This is a genomic window from Micrococcaceae bacterium Sec5.1 (assembly GCA_039636795.1).
Taxonomy (GTDB): domain Bacteria; phylum Actinomycetota; class Actinomycetes; order Actinomycetales; family Micrococcaceae; genus Arthrobacter.
Genome location: CP143430.1, coordinates 1,312,151 through 1,333,224 on the forward strand (window position 1 = coordinate 1,312,151; position 21,074 = coordinate 1,333,224).

The following is a 21,074-nucleotide window of genomic DNA, read 5'->3' on the forward strand; positions in this document are numbered from 1 at the left end:
GATCCTTTAGGCGTCACCCCGCGCCCGCTTCAGATCCTTCCGCAACCCGCGGTTGTCTTCCTTGAGCCCACGGTTGTCTTCCTTCAGCCCGCGATTGTCCTCAGTTAGCTCCCGGTTGTCTTCCGTGAGCCCCCGGTTCTCAGCCTCCAACTCGAGCACCAGTTTCACGCCGGCCAAGTTGAGCCCCTCGTCCAGGAGCGCACCAATCCTGCGCAGCGTCGCAAGGTCCGTTTCGCTGTAGCGTCGCGTGCCGCCGTCGGTCCTTTTCGGGGTGAGCAGCCCTTTGCGCTCGTACAGTCGCAGGTTTTGCTGGCCAGTACCCACCAGTTCGGCCGCAACGGAGATGGCGTAGACGCCCAGACCGTCCCGGTCGGCAGCGTCACGCGTGCCAGCGCCGTCCGACTCTGCGGGCGTACCGCCGTCGTGCTCCGGCCGCTCGGTGTCGCGATCGCCAGCCATGCAAACCTCTCAAAAAATCTTTGAAAAAACCCCTTGCACCACTCTCTCACCGGTGCTATAAAAAATCTATACCAGCCAACACAGATCTGGAAGGCTGGAACAACAACAAAACCGCATCAAGATCTGAAGGAGTGAGAACCAAATGCTGATGCGCACAGACCCGTTCCGCGAATTCGACAGGCTCGCCCAACAGGTTTTTGGCACAACAGCACGCCCTGCCGGCATGCCGATGGATGCTTGGCAGGAGGACGGGCAATTCATTGTTGCCTTGGATCTGCCGGGCGTCACGCCTGATTCGGTGGAACTGGACGTCGAAAGCAACGTCCTGACGGTCAAGGCAGAACGTAAGTCGCCTGCGGGCGAGAACACCGAGATGCTTGCCGCCGAGCGCCCGCAAGGCGTCTTCAGCCGGCAGCTCATTCTTGGTGACACCCTGGATACCGATGGCATCCAGGCCAGCTACGACGCAGGCGTGCTGACACTCCGCATCCCCGTCGCCGAGAAGGCCAAGCCGCGGCGCATCGAGATTTCTTCCAACGGCCAGCGGCAGGAGATCAACGCCTAATAACAGCTGCCCCGCTGGAGCTCCACCCGGGGGTGGCTAACCAGCGGGGCGTCAGGCCGGGAGCTTCAGACCGACCGCATCGGAATAGTTGGGCGCAGGCTTCGCGCCACGCCACAGCACTTGTTGTGCAGAAGAAACGCGGTCCCCGACGTTGTCTCCCGATTGATGGCCCCCGGCCCGTGCCGGGGGCCATCGCCAAAATCCGCATCACCCATCCGGAACCAGCAGTGAGTACCAACCAACCCGACTACTACGCCATCTTGAACGTGGCTCCCAGCGCGACAGCCCGTGAAATCACCCACGCCTACCGCTCGCTGCTCCGCACCCACCACCCGGATACCCGCAAAAACCCCGACGACGGCGACACCACCAAAGCGGCCGACCTCCAAAAACTGCACGCCATCATGCAGGCGTATGTGGTGCTCTCGGATCCGGCGAAGCGCAGTGCGTACGACCGAAGCCGGCGTACGGGTACGTCGTCTCGTAGTTCATCGGGCTCGAGTGGTTCCTCAGGGTCGAGCGGCTCCTCTGGGAAGCCGGTAAAGGTCCGTATCCACAAGGCGCCCGCCCCTCCCGCTGACAGTCACACGGATCAAGAGCCTCTCGTCTTCGGCCCGGTCCACTGGGAACCGCTGCCCAGGACAACCCCCGGATACCCCTCGCCCAAAGTCCGAAGGAGATACTTATGAGTGCCTGGCGCTCGTACGACAGCCACCTGATGCCCGCGTTCTACGAGCGATTCGAGAAACGCTGGGGAAAGGGAACCGCCCCGTTCCTGGACCCGGAAGTTCACGAGCAGCCCATGCCGCGCGCTCAATGGATCAATGTGGATACCGGTGCGGCTGTGGCCGTAGTTCCAATTTGGACGGACGATCCCGAACATCGCTCCTTTGGCGTTTTCTATCTCCCGCCGGCCGGCGACATTTGGATCCTCCGTCCAGGGCCTACGACCTTCATCGAACCCGGCAGGGGCGGGAGCAAAGAGCAGGTCTCCCTGCGTAACGACGCCTTCAAAAAGGCGGTCCATCACGCGAAGGAATTCATCTACGGGCCGCAGCCTTAGGGTGTCTCCTAAAGCTGCCAACCAGATGCTGACTGCTCTAAGAACAGCCCCGCCGCGGTAGGTGAGTGCGAGTTTGTCGTAGCGTGGTGCCAACGCGCGCCACTGCTTGAAGACGCTGAAGTTCCGTTCGACGACGTTCCGAGCTTTGTAGTCCTCTTTGTCGAAGGCTGGCGGCCTGCCCCCGATGGAACCGCGTCGCTTTCGATGGCCGATCTGATCGGATGGTTGTGGGATAACAACCACAATGCCGCGGTCACGGAGGTGGGTCCGAATCGCCCTCGAGGAGTATGCCTTGTCCCCGCGGACACGGTCCGGACGGGTGCATGGCCTGCCCGGGCCGCCTGTAGCCCTCGGCTTCGTAGAAGCCGGCAGAATCGGCCGAACAGACGCCGTAGATGACCTTAATCTCATCTGTCAGAGCCAGTTCCCGAAGTTGGGACAGCAGCGCCGCCCCGAGTCCTTCACCGCGGCGTGCGGCCACAACAGCGATGCTGTAAAGCATGACGAATTCCTGGAGTATGACTGCCCGTGATTTGGGCGTGAAGCTCCGAGCCATCGCCTGAACCTCTTTTACTGGGGGCCCTGCGTGGAGTGCGGCAACAATGTCGCCGTCATCTTGGTGGGCATTCCCGCCGCAACGAGTGGGGCCGAAAAGTCTCAGACTCCTCGGCCCCACTGTTAGCAGTCGTCCTGTGGCATCATTCTCTCCCCAGGGCGTGCACGATCATTGCAAGTCGTTCTCGGTGAAAGAGTCTGACCAACTTGTCTGGCGCTCGAGGCTGAGCCCTTCATGACCTGTTGCGCCGTTCCAGGTTCCGGGAACAGAGCTGATAGCCTCACCGTGTGGGGACGCTGGATGGGCTGCCAAGGCGGCAGAACCGGCTGCGGCGGCAGCCACCACAGCGTAGTCCCGAGCAGCGGCTCCGGCCTGGCGGGCTTTAGTGGCGGCAACGCCCCGTCGCTCCCAAAGCCGTGACGAGACAGCCTTTACCTTTTTTCGGAATATGAGGCCAAGAGCGGCGGCCACCAAAATCAAAAATGCCAGAATTCCAAGAAGAATCAAGCCCCCCAGAGTAGGTCCTTTGGCAGCGACATCCACATACTCCCCGGATTTCGCATCGCTTGAGGCAACGGTCAATCTTCCACCGTCAATGCTCGCGGTTTCCAGATTCCGGCCCTCAACGAACCCGTGGAGAACAGGAAGATTGACCACGTTGGAATAGCTGCCCCTCACCCCACCGTCCAGTTGTTTGCCGCTCAACGGCAAACTCATCGTCACTCGATACTCCGGCCAAATATTGAGGCCTTCCGGACGCTCGACGGTAAAGGTTGCCCCGGGGACGTATCCGGCGAGTTTACGCTGGAAGTCTTCGGGATCGGAGCCTTCCAGGACTACCGTGTAGCTTGTCGTGTCTCCCTGCTCGTTGGTTGCGAAGGAGCCGACGTCTTTTGCGGGCGCCAACCGCTTTTCGAAGGCATCGCCTACGCGCTTAACATCGCCTGATTTCGCCGTGTAAGTGATGGTCTGTTGGACGCCCCCGTCAAGCCGCAGATCGGTGACAATTTGTGCGCTCTCCAGCGGAATGGGCCGTTCGAAGACCATATTGAATGTATTTCCTGTGGACCCTGTCTGCCCGGTTCCGGCCTGTGACACGTTGGTGGAGCCCTTTGTGAAGCGCCACCCATCCGGTGCCTGAAATTGTTGGGAGATCGGGTGGGAGTTCGGTGAGCATACGGCCGAGCAATCCAAGGTTCCGGACATTGTGGTCCGCAGCGTCAAAGGGTCGTCCGGCGAGATGACCTCGTCGATCTTTATATTGTTGGCCTTGGCTCCAAGTGTCTGCTGCAGTTTGGCGTTCAGCGCTTCCAAGCCGTCAGCCGCGAAGCTGATCGTGGCCCCGTTGGAACGATCCTTACCCATGACGCCAGCTGTCAGAGTTGCACCTTCAGGTTTGGCCTTGGCGAAGAACTCATCCAGTTTTGCTTGTTGCACCGAGCCGATGGGGTCATCTGATGCGTAGGACACAGAGGCTTGGAATCCACCGCTGGGTGTCATTGAGGTGGCTATTCCCACCTGATCAAATCCGTTGTCGACAACATCTGTTGCGGTGATCGCCTGAGAGGACTTATAGACCTTGCCCTTGTAGTGGACTTCGGACTCGCCGACTTCGAGAACGTTCGTCTTGTTCTCGTTCTTAACTACACCATCGGCCACGAGCCCGTCCGCCATCCAACCAAGCAAATCTACGGAACTGAAGTTCTCTTTGACGTTCAAACCCTGAACAAGACCGGATTCGTTGACGGAAAGGTCGATTTGCGGCTTGATGGTGCTGGCACTTGCTTTGAGCAGTGCCGAGACCTTGCTCGCGTACTCCTCAGCCGAACCAAAGGACAACTGGAACACGAGCTGAACCTTGCCGCCAGTTTCCTTGAGGCCTTGATAACTCAGCGACTCTGGAACGTTTTTCCGGATCGATGCCTCTACAGCGGCTGTTCCGCCGTTTAGATATTTTCCAGAATCCGCAGCGTCGATGGTGGCAGTCATGGTCCTGTTGCCCTTGGGGCCGCCATCCAGCGTGAGCAGAGTCGTGACTTTGGCCCCGCACGAGCTCAACGCCAGGGCAAGGACAACCAGGAAGGCCATGAACATCCCTGCTCGTCGCGCCCTACGGTTCGACCGCGTAACTATCTTCTCTTGCATCGTCGTCATGAGCCCAAAAGGCTCTCGGCAAAAATGGCGAACAAGGTGGCATAGACCACCGCGACCAGGACAAGCCACAGGGCGCTAAACAGAACGTGAGGCACTAGTACCGACTTCTCGAACGTAGTGACACGGTTGACACCAACGTAGATGAGTAATTCCGCGGCGAAATTCAGCAGGGCGAGCAACGCTGCGGCAACTACCGTCACGACAGAGCCGAAGACTGCTCCGGGAACAAACATCAGCACAAAGGCTGCCACGTACACGGCGAGGTGGCCCGAGTAGGCAACAGCAAGTATGTTCGCGCCGACCGAATAAGATTGAGGGCGACGGCGGACAGCGAAGAGCCATTTCAGAGTTGCCGCGCGGAGAATGAAGGCTGCTCCGGCGAAGAGCATTCCGACAAGGACGATTCCTATCCACTGCCCAGGGCTCAACGAAACATACGAAGAACGATGAGCCCCGAATGTGGAGAACAATCCAGCTACTGCGGTGTTCGCAGCTGACACGGTGCGGGTCACGGCAGTTGCCGCTGACAGCCCGAAGACCAACGCTGCCATGAGGAACGATACGAGCCAGAAACGCGGGATCCGTCCCGACAATTGGAATGCCTCCAGCGGATAACCCCGCAATATCATCCTGAATGCGGCCCACTGCCCCAAAATGGCCGTGAGGACTCCATCCTTAGGCGCTCCACTCACTGAGACGTTGACTGCGACGGTTTCATCCGTTCCCTTGGTTGCACCTTCCCCAATCGGATCGTCGGTGTTTGTTGTAGCGGGTTCATCTGCACGAATGTCGTTCATATCTCTCCCCAATGGGTTGTCGTTTTGGCGGCCGCTTCAAGCGCATCACCGCGGTTGGTGGCCTCCGAGGAGGTGCCGGGATGGGAGCAAATGGCAGCGGGGCCCGCAAGAACATCCTCTGACCAGCCGCCAAAGCATGACGACAGCCGCAGGCCCTTCCCCGTAACCGGTGAATAAGAAGCGCGTCGGGCGTTCCTAATCGGCCCGTGAGCGAGTCGGTTAAGTATTCGAAAAAGTGTCGACCACACCCAAGGTGCACCTTAGAAACCGTTAGATTTTCGAGGCAGTGGAAGTCGACGCCTCAATCTACGGGGACTCCGAAGGAAAGGCACTCCACAAGAGCAGTGTCCCGGGAATCGGAATCGTGTTGCGGTTTTCAGAAAATTTCTGCACATCGGATGAGGTGTGGCACCGGCCGGTTTTTGGACAGGTACTTCGCCGACTGGCCTGCCCAAGGCCCGAAAAGTAGGCCCCTCCTGCCGCCTGGGACGTCCATGTCTACGCCCTTTTTGTGACCGGTGCGGGATCGCATGGCGGGATGTGCCGGCCGAGTTTGGTCCGTGGCAGACGATTTGGAAGCGTCACCGCCGCTACAGCGGCGACGGAACGTGGGACAGGATCCTGGCCGGGCTGCTGAAGGTGGCGGATGCCCCCAGTGAAGTGGACTGGTCGATTTCGGTGGACTCAACGGTGAACCGCGCCCACCAGCATGGCACCAATCTTCCCCGCACCACAGGGGGACCCGTCGAATTACATGAATCTGTTTGCTGCGGGCGGGGACGCGCCGATGTTCACCCACCTCCTTCGACAAAGAGGACTACAAAGCTCGGAACGTCGTCGAACGGAACTTCAACGTCCACGGTCAGAATTCCCGCAGCACATCCGGGAGTTCGTCCACGTAGACGGTCTGCGGCGGCTCGAAGTAGATCACCAGCACCTTTTCGCCCACAGGGAAGACACTCGTCTTGTCGAACGGGTAGGCAAAAAACGCGCTGGTACCGCCATGGAAGGGGAGCATGACTTCGCCGATTGTGCCCGGGGCGATGGTCCCGGTCACCCTTCCGATCTTTCCGGTGAGGCTCCGATTGACCTCTCTATGCATCTGACGCCGCATCTGACGCCTTCGCCGGCGGAGACTTCACAGCAGTGGGCCGGGTTGGCTGTGCAGGCGGTCGGCCAGCTCCATTCCCCTTCAATGCGGAAGCCAGGGAGGGCAGAAAGCTGCCAACCTGGGACAGGATCCCACCCACCATGCCGTTCAATCCGTCGCCGCCATTGAGGACTGTCAGCTGGCCGATCCGTGAGAAAGGCTCTGCCGCGGCCGAAACGATGGCGGGCATGTTCTCGGCGATCTGCTGGTTGATGACGGCTTCCTGGTTTGTCTCCAACGCTTCACCACGGGCCTTGATACCTTCGGCCTCAGCCAACGCCTTGGCCTTCACTGCAGATGCTGCCGCATTACCGCGGGCAGTCGTTGCAGCTGCCTCGGCCTCACCTGTCACACGCGTTGCGCCGGCCATTGCCGCCGCAGCTCCCGCATTGGCTTGGGCCTCAAGTTCAACGCGCCGGGCGTTTGCCTGAGCGTCGAGTTCGATCCGCTTCGCGAGGGCCTCGGCGGCACTGATATCAGCAGCCTTCTTCGCTTCGGCTTCGGTCCTCTGGGCATACGCCTTGGCGTCGGCAGGCTTGCGGATGGTGGTCTGAAGTTTTTGCTCTTCGCGGTCGGCCTCGAGCTTGGCTACCTCGGTCTCCTGGACCACCACTTGCTGCCGGGCTGTGGCGTCGGCGAGTGGTCCGGCCTGGGCAGCGTTGGCGCGGGCCTGCTCAGCATTCGCCTGCGCTGCAGATTGTTTGATGGCGGACAGGCTTTGGGCATCAGCAATCAGTGCTGCAGCTTCCGCTTCCTTCTCAGCCGCTTCACGGTTGCGGGTTGCCTCGGCGATGCGGGCCTCCATCTTGACCTGGGCAATGTGCGGTTTGGCGAGGTTCTGGATGTAGCCCGTCGGGTCCTGCAGGTCCTTGATCTGCAGGGAATCCACTACGAGACCAAGCTTCTCCATCTCCACGCCACTCGCACTACGGACGAGTGACGCGAGCTTGTCGCGCTCGCGGATGATCTCTTCAACAGTCATGCTGCCGATGATGGAGCGGAGGTGGCCTTCAAACACGTTGTAGACCTGGCTCTCCATCTTCGGCTGCTGCCCCAGGAACCTCCGGGCAGCGTTCGCGATGAATGGGGGAGCGTCGCCAATCTTGTAGATCACCACGCCGTCCACAATCACCTGGATGCCCTGCGACGTCACACACGAAACCTTGAGTTCTGTTTCATTCAGCGTCAGTGCAAGGGTTCGGACAGTCTGCAGCCCGGGAACTACTAGAGCGCCCTTGCCCGTGACGATCTTGAAATCCATGCCGTCGGTATTCTCGAGCGTGCCGCGGGTCAGCCCCGAGATGATCAGGGCCTCGTTCGGTTCCGCCACTTTCCACATCGCCTTGGTTGCCAACCAAACGAAGCCGATGACAACGATCACGCCAAGAATGCCGGCGATCAAGGGGAAAAATGCCGAGAGGTCGTCCATTGACCTTGTCCCTTCAGACGATGTGAACCGGCTTCATCCGTTGACCCCCATAGGCCATGTGCCTGTTCGTGTACACAGTCTCGTTGGGCCGCAGCAGGTAAGTCCAGCACATTTGTGCGTCATTTGTGCGACGACGCCGAGCCAAGCCGCGGGAGCCGTCCCACCCAACCCAGCGACCCGCCGTCGAGCATTAACAAAAGAAGGCTGGTGCAACCTTTGGAGAGAATCCGTAGGTGGCTGCACCAGCTGCTAGTACGACTTTCTGTTATTAGTTGTGACACCTGTTCATTGGCCGCTCCTAGTTCCCGGCTTCTATTGTTTCCGGGCTTTTTTATCGTCTGTGAAGTACTGGGCGAACATCCAACCGGCGGCGATCATCAGGATGCCCAGCACCATGTGGGACCAGTTGTCCACGGAGTTCAGGGACAGGAAGTTGGCTGCCGAGTCCACGCCGACGCTCAGTCCGTAGATGCTCAGCACGATGTACAGTGCGCCGAAGCCCATCAGATAGTTCCGTGCACCGTGTGCTGTGCGGGACATTGCCCAACCCGTAGCGCCGATGGCCAGTTGCACGAGGTTGAGCAGCATGGATACCTGGAACACGCCAAAGAGCATCGCGTGAGAGTTCGGGCCGAAGAATTGCAGCTCCGAATACTGCATGGTGATGCCCGGAATGAATCCCAGGACGCCGACCAGCGCAAGCACGGCACCCACACCTATGCCAACAACCTGAATGTCTTGCCGTCCGAAGTGGACACCGCGTGCATGTGAAGCAGACGTACTCATGTGCTCCTCCAGTCACCCCTTTGCGAACATCTCCCATTTTACGGCCGGTTCACGCAAAAAGCGCTGGAATTGGCGGTATTACAGGGCGCCTGCCGGGGGAGCGCCGCCTACCGTGGCACGATAGGACACGATGAAACTGCGCGCTGATCAGACCGGAAACCGTGGCCTCCCGATGCCCCTTTGGCTACAGGGTGGTTTGGAAGCAGCGCAGGCAGCCTTCATTTCGGCCATCGTTGTTGTGCTTCCGCTGGTAGGTGTGTGGGCCACTGACGGCTTCCAGAACAGAAACGTGGACTTCCTGGCGCGCCTGGCCGGGCAGGCGTGGCTGCTGATCCACGGTGTTCCGCTGACCTTGGCGCAGGTCAACATAGGCACAGCCGGTCAGCCTGGAACAGGTCTTCTTTCGTTGATTCCCCTGGGCCTTACGCTCATCCCGTTCCTGCTTGCATGGCGAGCGGGGCGACGACTTGCACGCGCTTCCTACACGGACCAGCTGTGGCAGGCATTCATGGGCGCCTGCGTTGTATACGCCGCGTTCGGGACGGCCACAGGATTCGTGTGTCGCACACCCGAAGTGGTCATTAACCTGTGGTTCGCCATGACCATCCCGTTGATCTCGTTCGCGCTCGGCTTGGTGGTCGGCGCCCGACGCGAGGCAGGCTCCTGGAGCAGGCTCATTGGCGTGGACGCCGTCGCCTGGATCGCCAAGACCAGCCAACATTCACGATGGGCGGGCTCCTACGTCGGCTCAGCGCTGAAAGCCGGATTCGTTGCGACCATGGCTGCAGTTTGTCTCGCTGCGGTGCTGTTGGCCGTGGACATTGTGTGGCACTGGACGGACATCATCGCTGTTTACGAAGGTCTCCAGGCTGGCGCTTTAGGCGGGGCCGTCCTCACGATCGCGCAGCTCGGATTCCTTCCCAACCTCGTGGTCTTTGCTTTGGCATGGTCTTCGGGGGCTGGCTTCTCGCTGGGCGTCGGCTCGCACGCAGGGCCGCTGGGCACCGCCGTCGGGCCCCTGCCTGCCGTCCCGATTTTCGGTGGGCTTCCCTCCGGACAACTCGACGCAGGGCCCATGGCTCTCGCCCTCCCCGTGGTTGCGGGGATCATGGCCGGCTGGTGGTTCCTCCGCGAAGGCGAAAACCACTTCGATGAGTGGCTCTCCATCAAAATCAAGGCCCGCTGGTTCACAGCGGCGGCGTCCACGTTGTTCCTGGGCGCGTTCATTGGAGCTGTCGCCGGGGTCTTGAGCGGTGCACTCGCATGGGTCGCCCGAGGTTCAGCCGGTATCGGCCGGCTCACGGAAATCGGACCACACCCGCTGTGGACGGCAGTCTGGTTGGCCGCCGAAGTGGGCATCGGCGTCGTGATCGGTTACGCAGTGGGGCCCTGGCTGGAACGCCGCCAAAAGCTGCGCGAGGCGAACCTTGACGAAGTAGCGTTCGACGACGAACACGCCTGAGCTTGTCCGTTTAGCGGACCGGGCCCGGCATCGAGTCCTCAAGCTGCGTGAGGCACTGCGTTTTGGCCGATTCCGTCAGGGCTGAGCGAGCGCAATCCTGATACGTGGTGACTTGTTTGAAGAAGAGCACAGACGTCAGAATCAGCAGGCACATGACAGCCGAGACCACGAGTCCAGAGATGGTGCCGAGCAACACCAGCCGGGGATGCTTGTACTTCACCGACCGGACCAGGACCACAATCCCCAACACCAAACCTGCAATGGTCAGGATGGCGCTTAACCACACGTAGTTCACGTTCAGGGAGAACACGAAAAACGATCCCAAAGCCGACAAAAGGAAAGCGCGGAACAAGATCTGTGTCACGCCGAACGCGGACTTTTCCGCGGCAGTGCGGGGTTGCTGGCTCGGCCTGGGACGGACGTCGGGATTCATGTTTTCCAGCCTACGCGAGCCGCCCATAAGCTAGTGCAATGCGCATTGTTGTCCTCGTGTCCGGTACTGGTTCCAATCTTCAGGCTGTCATCGACGCCGTGAAGTCGGGTGAACTGGATGTCGAGATCGCCGCTGTGGGTGCGGACCGGCCTGATACTTACGGCGTGGAGCGCTCCGACGAGGCCGGGATTGAGACCTTCGTGGTGAACTTCAACTCCTTTGAAACCCGCGCCGAATGGGACGCTGCCCTGCGCGACAAGGTCCTTTCCTATAACCCGGATGTGGTGGTGTCCTCCGGTTTCATGCGGATCGTGAGCGCCGACTTCATCGACGCCTTCAATGGCAAGTACGTCAACACACACCCGGCGCTGCTGCCATCCTTCCCGGGCGCCCACGGTGTCCGCGACGCCATGGCTTACGGCGTGAAGGTCACGGGCTGCACGGTTCATTGGGCCGACGCCGGCGTGGACACAGGGCCCATCATCGCCCAGGAAGCCGTCTCCGTTCTGCCGGACGACTCCGAGGAAACACTCCACGAGCGCATCAAGGTAGTGGAGCGCCGCCTGCTGGTCCAAACGCTGGCGAACCTCGCCGCTGAGCTCGCCGACAGCCGCAACAAGTAGCTGGCAGTAGTGGTTGTTCCCAGCGCTGAGAACAACCACTACTGCGACTCAGTTGGGCAAGGCGGGCACGCTACTGCAACACGCGCTGCTTCGTTTCAGGAGCGAAGAACGCCATCCACAAAACCGAGAGCAGGACCAGCCCGCCGGCCATCGCGAAGGACTGCGCCAAGCCGAATTCCGGCCAGAAGAACGAGGCGAACACCAAAGGCCCGAAGCCTGCGCCGACCCGGGAGAACGTCGAAGCCCAGCCGAATCCCGAGCCTCTGAGTTCCGTGGGATACAGCTCGGACACGTAGGCGTACAGGACCGGGATTGCCACCTGGACCACGAAGCCGAACACCAGCAGCCAGAACACAGCCGCCGAAGGCACGTCCACCACAAACGCGACGATCACCAGCGTCAGCGCTGAGAGTGGACCGGTGACGGCGAGGATCCACTTACGGCCCACTCGCTCCACCAGCAGCGCGGCAGCTATGACGCCCAAAAGCCCGACGGCGGCCATCCCGGCCGTGGTGACGAAGGCTTTGTACTCCTCGAACCCGGCACCAATAAGGATCCGGGGCATCCACGTGAGAGACACGTAGTAGACCAACAGGATGCTGAAGAACAGCGCCCAGGCGGCAGTAGTGATTTTCCAGTTGAAGGTCCAGATCCTGCGCAGCTGTTCCCAAGCACTGCCGGGGGAGAGCCTGGGAGCGGCTTGGGGTTCGGGCAGGCTATAAGCCCGGGGTGAAGCGCCGGTGGCCTCCACCAAAGAATCAATCACGGCTGCTGCCTCAGTCCGCCGGCCGGCCCGAATCAGGAACAACGGAGACTCGGGAACACTGCGGCGCACCCAGAAAACGAGGAGCGCAGGCAACACCATGATCAGCATGGTGAGCCGCCAGTCGCCGAAGGCAGCAACGAGGCCAGCCGAGATGAAGCCACAAAGCGCCGCACCCACAGGCCACCAGCCATCCATTGCAGTGAGGACTCGGCCCCGCTGCTTGCGCGGCGTGAACTCACCCACCAGAGCGTAGTCCACCGGGATGCAGCCGCCCAGCCCGAACCCGGCCATGAAGCGGAAGATACAGAACCACACGATGTCCGGTGCGAAGGCGCCGAGCACTGTAAAGATGCTGAAGATCAGGAGGGTGGCGGTGAACGCCTTCTTGCGCCCGATGGTGTCGGCGATGGTTCCCCACGCGAACGCGCCGACGGCCATGCCGATCAGGTTGGCGGTGCCGATCCACGCAGCGTCAGCGGGCTGCAGGGACCAATGCTTGGACAGCAGCGGAATGAGGATGCCGTTGAGCGTCACGTCCCATGCATCGAACATGAACCCCAGGCCACCGATCACGAAGATCCTGCCTTGAACCTTCCAGCGCCACGGCAGTTCCTGCACAACTTGCTCGCCGCTGGGCACGGCTGTGTATGTATTCATCTGCCCTCCTGCATGCAACTTTATGCGCTGGGGCCAACACCGCCGTTTGCGTTACTTCTGGTTTTCGATCGCCCTCCGCAGGAAACCGCCCGCTTCCTCCAGAGCACTCTTGGCCTGAGCTGGTTCGATGCCGGTCAGCAGCATCAGGATGGCTGCTTTGACAGAGCCGTTGACCGAATCCAATGCGGCTACGGCTTCATGCGCGTCGACGCCGGTCGCGTGCTGCACTGTCCTTTGGGAGCGTGCCAGGAGTTTCTCGTTGGTCGCACGGAGGTCAACCATCAGGTTCCCGTACGTCTTGCCGAGCTTCACCATTACCAGCGTGCTGATCATGTTCAGGACAAGCTTCTGCGCCGTGCCCGAGTTCAGTCGCGTGGAGCCCGCAATGAACTCCGGCCCCACAACCACCTCAATCGCCACGTCCGCCAGATGGCTGACGGCCGAGCCCTTATTACACGCCAGCGACGCCGTGAACGCCCCCTTCTTCCGGGCCTCTTCCAGCGCGCCGATCACGTAAGGCGTTCGGCCGGACGCAGTAATACCCACGACGGCGTCCGCTTCCGTCACGTTAATATCGTGCAGGTCGCGCGCGCCTGCAGTCGCGTTATCCTCGGCATACTCCACCGGTTTCTGGATCGCTTGGACGCCACCTGCGATAAGTCCGACGACGAGTCCCGGCGGGGTGCCGAACGTCGGCGGGCACTCGCTCGCGTCGAGCACACCCAGTCGCCCGGCCGTTCCAGCACCCACATACAGAAGGCGACCCCCGCGCTGGAGTCGCTCCGCAACGGCGTCGACCGTTTGCACGATCGCGGGGCTCGCCGCCTCAACCGCAGCGTGTACTCCTGCACTGTGGGCAAGCATGGCCGCGACGAGTTCCTCCGTGCCCAGGATGTCCAGCTCGCTCAGGTTCTCGGCCGCGGCTTCCGTCTCCAGCCCTGCGAGTTCAGTGCGCAGGCCCGCAAGCCTGTCCGCGTCAGTGGGGCTAATCGGGCCAGTTTGTTCCGTCACGGTGGATGTACCTTTCCTGGATGAGCCCGCGGCGCGTCGCAGCGAGGGCAGCACCGTCCAAGCCATCGCCGAGCGGGGCCACCACCTCAATCCCAGCCGAAGCAAGGGACTTCCGCAAGAGCTCCGCGAAGAACCCGGAGCTGACCACTCCGCCCAGCAAAGCAACACGTTGTGAGCCGGCCGCATCGTCACCCGCAGCCAGCTGCACCGTCTTGGTCAGGACGCGGCAGGCCTCGTCCACAATGACATTCGCGACGGCGTCACCCGCCTCCGATGCGTGCAGAACCAGCGGCGCGAATCGGGCCATCGCGCGGTAGGGGTTTTCGACGGACGCGAGCCACCCCGGGAGCATTTCCGGGGAGTCGACCAGAGCCCCTGCCGCAGCCGAAAGCGAGGTGGCCGGGCCGCCGTCGTGCGCTTCCAAAACAGCCTGGAGTCCTCGCTGGCCGATCCAACGACCGCTGCCACGATCGCCAAGATAGGGTCCCCAGCCGTCGGCACGATGAAGGACCCCGGCTTCGTCGAAACGGAAGGCAACTGCCCCCGTGCCCACGATCAGGGTTGTGCCCGGTGCCCCCTGGAGGGCTCCGAGTTGGGCTGCGGTGGCGTCCGAAAGCACTGCTGCGGGGACGCCGAAGCGTTGGGACAACATGGTGGCCAGCTCGCGGGACTTCTCCGCGGAAGCTTCGACGCCGGCCACTGCTGCGCCGATCCCGGTCAACGTGCTCACAGGAAGGCCGGGCGGGAGCATCGAGACCGTCTCAAGGAGGAGGTCGAAAGCGATGGTGGGGCCGTTGTCCATGTGTACGCCGGGGAACCCGTGCTGGTCGGCTGCGCCCAGCAACTCCGTGCCCCTGCGCAGCTCCACGCGGCAACGGCTCTTCCCTACATCGGCGGCGATGACGACATCGGTGGCTTCCATGGATCAACCCTATGTTGTTAGGCCTGCTCTGGACTCGAAACGAGCGCGCCAAGGAAACACGATAAACTCTCCGTATCCCACCACCCGCGACACCACCCGCGATATCTACGCGAACTAAGACGGAGACTTTTGTGAGCTTGACGCAGCTTGACCGTGTTCCCATCCGCCGTGCACTGATCTCGGTTTACGACAAGACGGGACTGGAGGAGCTCGCGAAGGGCCTGCACGCAGCCGGCGTCGCTATCGTTTCCACCGGCTCCACCGCCAAGAAGATCGCCGCCGCAGGCATCCCGGTCAAGGAAGTCGAAGAAGTCACCGGCTCCCCGGAAATGCTGGACGGCCGCGTCAAGACCCTGCACCCGCGCGTGCATGGCGGCATCCTGGCCGACCGCCGCGTCCCGGCCCACATGGACACCCTTGCCGGTATGGAGATCGAGACTTTCGACCTCGTGGTGGTGAACCTGTACCCGTTCGTCGAGACCGTGAAGTCCGGCGCAGCACAGGATGACGTCGTGGAGCAGATCGACATCGGAGGCCCCGCCCTGGTGCGGTCGGCTGCGAAGAACCACGCCGCCGTCGCCATTGTTACGGACCCCAACTTCTACGGCGCAGTAGTTGCCGCGGCACAAGAAGGCGGCTTCGACCTTAACACCCGTCGCCGCCTGGCCGCCAAGGCTTTCGCGCACACGGCCAGCTACGACAATGCTGTGGCAACCTGGACTGCCAGCCAGTTCCTGGATGAAGACGGCGACGGCATCATCGACTGGCCTGCCTACGCCGGCCTGTCGCTGGAGCGTTCCGAGGTTCTCCGCTACGGGGAAAACCCGCACCAGCAGGCTGCCCTCTATGTTGACAAGGCTGCTCCGGCCGGCATCGCCCAGGCTGATCAGCTGCACGGCAAGGCCATGAGCTACAACAACTTCGTCGACGCCGATGCCGCCCTCCGCGCCGCGTTCGACTTCGCCGAGCCTGCTGTCGCGATCATCAAGCACGCCAACCCGTGTGGTGTCGCTGTTGGATCCGCCGACTCTGCGGACCCGATCGCTGACGCCCACGCCAAAGCCCATGCTTGCGACCCCGTTTCCGCTTTCGGCGGCGTGATTGCAGCAAACCGCACCGTCACTGCCGGCATGGCCCGCACGGTTGCCGACATTTTCACCGAGGTTGTCATCGCTCCGGACTTCGAGCCGGAAGCCGTTGAGATCCTCTCCAAGAAGAAGAACATCCGCCTGCTCGCGCTCCCGGAAGGCTACGGCCGCTACCCGTCCGAGATGCGTCAGGTCTCCGGCGGCGTCCTGGTCCAGATGAGCGACAAGGTGGACGCCGACGGCGACAACCCCGCCAACTGGACCCTCGCCGCAGGTGAAGCTGCCGACGACAAGACCCTCGCGGACCTCGCCTTCGCTTGGACTGCCTGCCGCGCCGCCAAGTCCAACGCCATCCTGATCGCAGATCACGGCGCCGCAGTGGGCATCGGCATGGGCCAGGTCAACCGCCTTGACTCCTGCCGCCTTGCCGTCGAGCGCGCCAACACGTTGGGCGTGCAGGTGGAGTCCGACGTCGAAGGTGCTGGCGGTGCCTCCAACGCCAGCGGCAGTGATGCACCCGAGCGTGCACGCGGTGCCGTGGCAGCTTCGGACGCGTTCTTCCCGTTCGCTGATGGCCTGCAGATCCTGATCGACGCCGGCGTCCGCGCTGTAGTCCAGCCCGGTGGCTCGGTCCGCGACGAGGAAGTCATTGCCGCAGCCAACGCTGCCGGCATCACGATGTACTTCACGGGCGCACGCCACTTCTTCCACTAGTCCCCACCGCCGCCCTAACCTCGCTGCGCTTCGGCCAGGGAACCCGGGCGGCGTGGGCCCATCCACAGTAGAAACGCAACGGCGGCCGCCCCCGGTAGGGGACGGCCGCCGTCGTCGCTACCACGCACTTAACAGGGACGTGCCAGAAAAATCAGGACCGTTACGAAGCCGCCGCCGTGGTGTAGGTCGACTGGATGACGGAGCCCCAGTACGGGCCATACATGGTGTTGGAGTTGCTGCCGTAGCCGTAGCTGTTGATCGAGTTCTGGTAGCCGGCGGAGCTGTTGCCGATGAACCACGGACCGCCCGAGGATCCACCGGTCATGTTGCAGGGGATGCCCTGGGTGGCGAACTGCGGGTTGTAGGGATCGTTGGTGGCGGTGCCGGAGCAGCTCTTGAGCGATTCGCCGTTGAACGGAGGGGCTGCCGGGTAGCCGAAGGACTTGTAGCTCAGTCCGCGGGCGGCGTTGAACTGGACACCGGAGGAGCCTACGACATCCGCAAGTCGCTGGCCATTGAGGGTGTTCATGACGGCGAAGGCGGTGTCGTACTGCATGTTGCCGTTGGATGCCCACTGGGTGGGGGAGTACAGCGCCCTTGCTGTCCACTTGCCGTAGGGTGCGGACCCGTTGAGGTAGGCGGGTACGAAGACGAAGTTGGTGGCGTAGGCGCCTGGTCCTTCGTTGACGCAGTGGCCTGCGGTGGAGACGGTGCTCTTGTTGGCTGCCGTCACGGAGTTGCCGGAGCAGACGTAGTTTGCGCCGCCCAGGGTGAAGAAGATCTTGCCGATATGCTTGACGGGCGTTTCGCTCTGGTTGACCTTGAGGTTGATGGCCTTGGAGTCGGTGGACGCCTGCTGGCCTTCGACGCTCCTAAGGACGCCCGGGGCTTCGATGACCGGGGCTTTTCCGAGGTTGAGGAGCCGGCCGCGGTCCAGTGCCTTGGTGGCGAGGATGTCGCCGGACTTGGCGTTCTTCATGCGTTCCGGGGTCCAGTAGTCTGCGGCGCCGTTGTCCGACGCTACATGGCTGCTGACCGCAACGCCGCTGGAGTCTGTGGTGTTAACCGGAGCCGCATTGGCGCTGGTGGTTCCAACCAGGGCAAGGATTGCGGCAGCGGACAGACTCAGCAGGCTTGTGGCCAGGGTCTTGGTTTTTGTCACGTTGTTCCAACCTATCGAGGGAGTGGGGCGGCCAGTGATGGCGACCGCCGACTGACGGAATCGAAGCTACCCAACGTGTGACAAGTTTGTAAAGACTTGTTTCACATTTTGTGATATTTTGCTTTCACTTCCTTGTCGAGCGGCAGGGCTCCCTTGGTGACCCAGTAGCTCAGGGGGCCAAGCCTCTTCCGGTGGAAGCGGCCTGGCCCCAGTGAACTAGTCGATCATTCCCGCCGACTACTTCTTGACAGGGCAGACTCCCTTGGTGGTGGTGTTGTAATCCGGGAGGGCAGATCTTACGCGAGTGCCTGTTCCAAGTTGAACGAGGATTTCTTCCGAGAGTAGATCTTGCTTACCTTTAAGAGCGTCAGCAACGTTAGTGTCCTGGGAAAAGATGAGTTCCGCGGCAATGTTGTCTTGAACGATTCGGGCCAGATTATCAAGGGCCACTGCTACCGGATCGGCGGGCATTTCAAGTCCTGGAAGGTCAATGAGATGCGTATCGACCTTGGCTGGATTCATAAGATCCTTGATGATGATCGTGTTCTGATTCAACTCTGCGGTAGTCCATTGCGAAAGAACCACCGTGTATAAATCGGCCCAAGCTGATTCGCCGAGTTTTTTACGCCAGGTCCCCATCAAGGTCTTGACGCCCGCAATTTGAGCCTCTGAGGCGTATTTCATGTTCACTCGAATGTCCGGGTAAACGTTGCCGGCAAATGCCTGGAATGAAGGGACGCCGAATTTCTTGGTCTTTACCGAATCGGAAATGAAGTCGATGCCACCCGTGAGGATGTTGTAGCAGGATTTCTGTAGTTCTGGTACAAGGCCGGCTTCGGGCAGCACTCTCCGGGCAGTCTCGAGCTTGGACCCGAAGTCCTGAAGCGGGAGGATCCAGTCCTTGGAATGTTCGTCGTTGAATGCGACCAACTTGAGGTCGTGGGGGTCGATGCGTCTCTCGTTAGGTACTCCAGGCACACTGTCGGCGAGGTATGAGGCGACAATGGAGTAGCACCCCAGGGGAACGTGAGCGATCGATTTCGCCAATTCGAACGCCTGAGGGACTGGCTCAACCGACTCTCGCGCTCCATTCGTGACGAGTGTGAATTTGCCCCCTGTTGCATTGTTCTGAACAACAATCACCGGCGAAAGATGCTGTACGAGGCCAGCCTTCAAAGCAGCATAATTGGACCTCATCCCGATATTGATGGCCAGAATGGCTTCCTTTGCCTTTGGAGTTGGAACTCCGGCGATTGCAGGAGTCGCCCGGGCTTGGGACAGAGGCATGGCGGAGGTGAGGAGGGCAGTTGCCCCAATGCTGGAAACGCCTCGGATAAATCCTCTGCGTGTGGTCATGTGAATCTTCCTTAGTGCTTCAAAGCACAGGCTGTGCCTTGATGGAGTGTTGGCGCTGGTAAGCACCGGAAGATTGGGGGGACATTCTCCGGAGTTCTCTGGTTGAAATCGGCGGGCAACTGGGGAGTGGCAGGGCGCTTGGGAGGGCGCCCTGACGACCGCCTCGGGTTGGGACTTAGGCGAGTTCCTCCTGAGTGGCGACTACCACGCCATAGAGATCGGCAATGGTGGCCAACGCCGAATAGTGGACCTGGCAGGCGTCCAGTTCGGTGCCGGCAACGGGCAACGAACGGGTTGCGCTTGCGTCAGCAACGACAGTAGGGCGGTTGCCTCGCAGAAATGCACCCTGAGCGGTGTATGCGACGCACATGTGGGTCATAAAGCCGGCAATGATGAGAGTCTCCCGTCCGGCGGCCTCAACATGTTCGGCCAGGTCGGTGTCCAGAAAAGCGTTAGGCGCCGTTTTTACGACGACTGGTTCACCTTCGACCGGAGCGACCTTTGGATGGATTTGACCAATCTCATTTCTAATGTCGTAGGGGGTTCCTTCTCCGCCGTCGTTGATGACGTGAATGATCTTTGTGCCGGAGTTGCGGGCCCGTTGGAGCAACTCGCTGGCTTTTTCCAAGGCATTTTCCCATCCATCCAGTTCCATCACACCGGTGGTGTACGTGTTCTGAAAATCGATCAGAATTAGAGTTGAATCACCAAGTTGCGCTGGCGTTTCATCCAAGCCGTTTAGCTGGCGGAGTGTAGTTCTCGGCATTATTTTCTCCCTAGTGACCAGTTTGCATCCAGAAAATGGACCATTTGATACGCTAACTTCGCATGCGGGATGTCGGCAATGTCGCACAACATGCAAAAACAGACATGGCACTCGAAGTGAAAGAATCTTGATGATCAAAAAGCTCGTAGTTATGGTCCTTTTCGACAACATTGATTTGCTCGACGTCACGGGGCCGCCTGAAGTCTTTGCGCTTGCAAGACGGGAGAATGATGAAGCCGCCAACTATGAAGTAGTGCTTGCCGCTGAAACGTTGGCGCCGGTGACCACGGGAGCCGGTGTAAGAGTGGTCCCCGATGTGACTTTCGAGGACCTCGGCACCAGGCGCATTCACACGCTGATCGTCCCTGGCGCTGTTGAAGTCGACGAGAACCGGCAGATCCGCCCTGTGGTCCACGCGGATGTTGTAGATCGCGTAAAGCAGCTCACCACGAGGTCCGATCGCGTGGCGTCAATTTGTGTTGGCGCGCATATCCTGGCCGCCGCGGGGGTGTTGGATGGCAAACGCGCAACTACGCACTGGTCCACTGCGGAGCAGCTGGCTGCGGACCACCCCTTGGTCACCGTCGATCCAGATCCGATTTTCATCCGCGAAGGCAACGTATGGACCGGTGCAGGCATTAGCGCCTGCTTGGATTTGACGCTCGCACTCGTAGCCGAAGACCTGGGGGAGGATACTGCGTTGAGAGTTGCTCGCCAGCTCGTCATGTATCTGAAACGTCCTAGCGGCCAGAGCCAGTTCAGCGTTCCATTGTCCAGGACCTCCACCAATCGGCGAATCGAAGATCTTCGTCACTACATCCTTCGCAATGTTCACGAGACTCTTACCATCGGGAAACTCGCAGACGAGGCCAATATCAGCGAGAGACAATTGACCCGCATTTTCAAGAGCGAACTCGGTATGACACCGCACAGCTACATAGAGTCCGTCAGGGTGGAAGTGGCACGCAGTCACCTTGAATCTACCGACGCCACGTTGGAGCGCGTCGCTTCAGTCTCCGGGCTCGGTTCGGTCGATACCCTCGTTAGGGCCTTTCGACGACGCCTTGACGCAACACCTACCGAGTACCGGCTCAGATTCCAGATTTAGTCCCAGGAGTCTACGACGCCGGTCGCCGGCTTCGGCGGTAAGGCCTA

21 protein-coding genes and 2 pseudogenes are annotated in these 21,074 nt (G+C 60.9%); 8 read left to right on the forward strand and 15 right to left on the reverse strand.

Going from position 1 to position 21,074, the window contains the following annotated elements; genetic code table 11:
• Positions 1-6: 6 nt before the first annotated feature.
• Positions 7-459, reverse strand: a complete 453-nt coding sequence (locus VUN82_06190; protein ID XAS73431.1) for a MerR family transcriptional regulator — start codon at positions 457-459, stop codon at positions 7-9.
• A 142-nt stretch (positions 460-601) separates the two neighbouring features.
• Here VUN82_06190 and VUN82_06195 point away from each other — a divergent pair, with 142 nt between their 5' ends.
• The 3 genes from VUN82_06195 (at position 602) to VUN82_06205 (ending at position 2,087) form a co-directional block, all read left to right on the forward strand.
• Positions 602-1,024 (forward strand): Hsp20/alpha crystallin family protein, encoded by a 423-nt coding sequence (locus VUN82_06195; GenBank protein ID XAS73432.1) that lies wholly within the window; start codon positions 602-604, stop codon positions 1,022-1,024.
• A gap of 227 nt (positions 1,025-1,251) precedes the next feature.
• Positions 1,252-1,713, forward strand: coding sequence for a DnaJ domain-containing protein (locus tag VUN82_06200; protein ID XAS73433.1), 462 nt, complete (start codon positions 1,252-1,254; stop codon positions 1,711-1,713).
• A complete protein-coding gene (locus tag VUN82_06205; protein ID XAS73434.1) occupies positions 1,710-2,087 on the forward strand; it encodes a hypothetical protein in 378 nt (125 codons plus the stop codon). The genes VUN82_06200 and VUN82_06205 overlap by 4 nt, the downstream gene beginning before the upstream one ends.
• 30 nt (positions 2,088-2,117) lie before the next feature.
• Here VUN82_06205 and VUN82_06210 read toward each other — a convergent pair.
• The 4 genes and pseudogenes from VUN82_06210 to VUN82_06225 all read right to left on the reverse strand — a co-directional run bounded on the left by VUN82_06210 (position 2,118) and on the right by VUN82_06225 (position 5,594).
• Positions 2,118-2,420: pseudogene (locus VUN82_06210) on the reverse strand (transposase).
• Positions 2,341-2,643: a GNAT family N-acetyltransferase gene (locus VUN82_06215; GenBank protein XAS73435.1), complete on the reverse strand. Its 303-nt coding sequence runs from the start codon at positions 2,641-2,643 to the stop codon at positions 2,341-2,343. The pseudogene VUN82_06210 and the gene VUN82_06215 overlap by 80 nt, the downstream one beginning before the upstream one ends.
• A 168-nt stretch (positions 2,644-2,811) precedes the next feature.
• A complete protein-coding gene (locus tag VUN82_06220; protein ID XAS73436.1) occupies positions 2,812-4,731 on the reverse strand; it encodes a hypothetical protein in 1,920 nt (639 codons plus the stop codon).
• Positions 4,732-4,793: 62 nt separating this feature from the next.
• Positions 4,794-5,594: a hypothetical protein gene (locus tag VUN82_06225; GenBank protein XAS73437.1), complete on the reverse strand. Its 801-nt coding sequence runs from the start codon at positions 5,592-5,594 to the stop codon at positions 4,794-4,796.
• Between the two features lie 516 nt (positions 5,595-6,110).
• Here VUN82_06225 and VUN82_06230 point away from each other — a divergent pair.
• Positions 6,111-6,314 (forward strand): annotated as a pseudogene (locus tag VUN82_06230) (transposase).
• A 142-nt stretch (positions 6,315-6,456) separates the two neighbouring features.
• Here VUN82_06230 and VUN82_06235 read toward each other — a convergent pair.
• The 3 genes from VUN82_06235 to VUN82_06245 form a co-directional block, all read right to left on the reverse strand.
• Entirely contained in the window at positions 6,457-6,696 is a 240-nt protein-coding gene (locus tag VUN82_06235) for a hypothetical protein (GenBank protein ID XAS74625.1), read from the reverse strand.
• Positions 6,689-8,173, reverse strand: coding sequence for an SPFH domain-containing protein (locus VUN82_06240; protein ID XAS73438.1), 1,485 nt, complete (start codon positions 8,171-8,173; stop codon positions 6,689-6,691). The genes VUN82_06235 and VUN82_06240 overlap by 8 nt, the downstream gene beginning before the upstream one ends.
• Positions 8,174-8,485: 312 nt before the next feature.
• Positions 8,486-8,959 (reverse strand): DUF4383 domain-containing protein, encoded by a 474-nt coding sequence (locus VUN82_06245; protein ID XAS73439.1) that lies wholly within the window; start codon positions 8,957-8,959, stop codon positions 8,486-8,488.
• A gap of 130 nt (positions 8,960-9,089) precedes the next feature.
• Between VUN82_06245 and VUN82_06250 the strand changes: the two genes are divergently transcribed.
• Positions 9,090-10,421 (forward strand): DUF6350 family protein, encoded by a 1,332-nt coding sequence (locus VUN82_06250; protein ID XAS73440.1) that lies wholly within the window; start codon positions 9,090-9,092, stop codon positions 10,419-10,421.
• A gap of 10 nt (positions 10,422-10,431) precedes the next feature.
• Here the strand turns inward: VUN82_06250 and VUN82_06255 are convergent, their stop codons facing one another.
• Positions 10,432-10,881, reverse strand: coding sequence for a hypothetical protein (locus VUN82_06255; protein ID XAS73441.1), 450 nt, complete (start codon positions 10,879-10,881; stop codon positions 10,432-10,434).
• Positions 10,882-10,892: 11 nt separating this feature from the next.
• Between VUN82_06255 and purN the strand changes: the two genes are divergently transcribed.
• Positions 10,893-11,477, forward strand: a complete 585-nt coding sequence (gene purN / locus VUN82_06260) for a phosphoribosylglycinamide formyltransferase (GenBank protein ID XAS73442.1) — start codon at positions 10,893-10,895, stop codon at positions 11,475-11,477.
• Positions 11,478-11,547: 70 nt separating this feature from the next.
• On the opposite strand, the gene VUN82_06265 is transcribed toward purN, so the two are convergent.
• Genes VUN82_06265 through VUN82_06275 form a run of 3 tightly spaced genes read right to left on the reverse strand, consistent with a single transcriptional unit; the run spans position 11,548 to position 14,833 of the window.
• Positions 11,548-12,900, reverse strand: a complete 1,353-nt coding sequence (locus VUN82_06265; GenBank protein XAS73443.1) for an MFS transporter — start codon at positions 12,898-12,900, stop codon at positions 11,548-11,550.
• A 51-nt stretch (positions 12,901-12,951) separates the two neighbouring features.
• On the reverse strand, positions 12,952-13,911 hold the full coding sequence (murQ, locus tag VUN82_06270; GenBank protein ID XAS73444.1) for an N-acetylmuramic acid 6-phosphate etherase: 960 nt from the start codon (positions 13,909-13,911) through the stop codon (positions 12,952-12,954).
• Positions 13,886-14,833 carry a BadF/BadG/BcrA/BcrD ATPase family protein gene (locus VUN82_06275; GenBank protein XAS73445.1) on the reverse strand — a complete coding sequence of 316 codons (948 nt, stop codon included), beginning with the start codon at positions 14,831-14,833 and terminating at the stop codon, positions 13,886-13,888. The genes murQ and VUN82_06275 overlap by 26 nt, the downstream gene beginning before the upstream one ends.
• A gap of 131 nt (positions 14,834-14,964) precedes the next feature.
• Between VUN82_06275 and purH the strand changes: the two genes are divergently transcribed.
• Positions 14,965-16,635 carry a bifunctional phosphoribosylaminoimidazolecarboxamide formyltransferase/IMP cyclohydrolase gene (gene purH, locus VUN82_06280; protein XAS73446.1) on the forward strand — a complete coding sequence of 557 codons (1,671 nt, stop codon included), beginning with the start codon at positions 14,965-14,967 and terminating at the stop codon, positions 16,633-16,635.
• Between the two features lie 160 nt (positions 16,636-16,795).
• Here the strand turns inward: purH and VUN82_06285 are convergent, their stop codons facing one another.
• The 3 genes from VUN82_06285 to VUN82_06295 all read right to left on the reverse strand — a co-directional run bounded on the left by VUN82_06285 (position 16,796) and on the right by VUN82_06295 (position 19,919).
• Positions 16,796-17,797: a hypothetical protein gene (locus VUN82_06285; protein XAS73447.1), complete on the reverse strand. Its 1,002-nt coding sequence runs from the start codon at positions 17,795-17,797 to the stop codon at positions 16,796-16,798.
• A gap of 237 nt (positions 17,798-18,034) precedes the next feature.
• Entirely contained in the window at positions 18,035-19,219 is a 1,185-nt protein-coding gene (locus VUN82_06290) for a hypothetical protein (GenBank protein XAS73448.1), read from the reverse strand.
• A 109-nt stretch (positions 19,220-19,328) separates the two neighbouring features.
• Positions 19,329-19,919 carry a cysteine hydrolase family protein gene (locus VUN82_06295; protein XAS73449.1) on the reverse strand — a complete coding sequence of 197 codons (591 nt, stop codon included), beginning with the start codon at positions 19,917-19,919 and terminating at the stop codon, positions 19,329-19,331.
• A 130-nt stretch (positions 19,920-20,049) separates the two neighbouring features.
• On the opposite strand from VUN82_06295, the gene VUN82_06300 reads away from it, so the two are divergent.
• Positions 20,050-21,027, forward strand: coding sequence for a DJ-1/PfpI family protein (locus VUN82_06300; protein XAS73450.1), 978 nt, complete (start codon positions 20,050-20,052; stop codon positions 21,025-21,027).
• Positions 21,028-21,074 lie beyond the last annotated feature (47 nt).

Bases quoted from the DNA above. Each gene is read 5' to 3' on its own strand.
- VUN82_06190 (XAS73431.1), bottom strand. From the start codon at position 459: ATGGCTGGCGATCGCGACACCGAGCGGCCGGAGCACGACGGCGGTACG.
- VUN82_06195 (XAS73432.1), top strand. From the start codon at position 602: ATGCTGATGCGCACAGACCCGTTCCGCGAATTCGACAGGCTCGCCCAA.
- VUN82_06205 (XAS73434.1), top strand. From the start codon at position 1,710: ATGAGTGCCTGGCGCTCGTACGACAGCCACCTGATGCCCGCGTTCTAC.
- VUN82_06215 (XAS73435.1), bottom strand. From the start codon at position 2,643: ATGGCTCGGAGCTTCACGCCCAAATCACGGGCAGTCATACTCCAGGAA.
- VUN82_06220 (XAS73436.1), bottom strand. From the start codon at position 4,731: ATGGCCTTCCTGGTTGTCCTTGCCCTGGCGTTGAGCTCGTGCGGGGCC.
- VUN82_06225 (XAS73437.1), bottom strand. From the start codon at position 5,594: ATGAACGACATTCGTGCAGATGAACCCGCTACAACAAACACCGACGAT.
- VUN82_06235 (XAS74625.1), bottom strand. From the start codon at position 6,696: ATGCATAGAGAGGTCAATCGGAGCCTCACCGGAAAGATCGGAAGGGTG.
- VUN82_06240 (XAS73438.1), bottom strand. From the start codon at position 8,173: ATGGACGACCTCTCGGCATTTTTCCCCTTGATCGCCGGCATTCTTGGC.
- VUN82_06245 (XAS73439.1), bottom strand. From the start codon at position 8,959: ATGAGTACGTCTGCTTCACATGCACGCGGTGTCCACTTCGGACGGCAA.
- VUN82_06250 (XAS73440.1), top strand. From the start codon at position 9,090: ATGAAACTGCGCGCTGATCAGACCGGAAACCGTGGCCTCCCGATGCCC.
- VUN82_06255 (XAS73441.1), bottom strand. From the start codon at position 10,881: ATGGGCGGCTCGCGTAGGCTGGAAAACATGAATCCCGACGTCCGTCCC.
- purN (XAS73442.1), top strand. From the start codon at position 10,893: ATGCGCATTGTTGTCCTCGTGTCCGGTACTGGTTCCAATCTTCAGGCT.
- VUN82_06265 (XAS73443.1), bottom strand. From the start codon at position 12,900: ATGAATACATACACAGCCGTGCCCAGCGGCGAGCAAGTTGTGCAGGAA.
- VUN82_06275 (XAS73445.1), bottom strand. From the start codon at position 14,833: ATGGAAGCCACCGATGTCGTCATCGCCGCCGATGTAGGGAAGAGCCGT.
- VUN82_06295 (XAS73449.1), bottom strand. From the start codon at position 19,919: ATGCCGAGAACTACACTCCGCCAGCTAAACGGCTTGGATGAAACGCCA.
- VUN82_06300 (XAS73450.1), top strand. From the start codon at position 20,050: ATGATCAAAAAGCTCGTAGTTATGGTCCTTTTCGACAACATTGATTTG.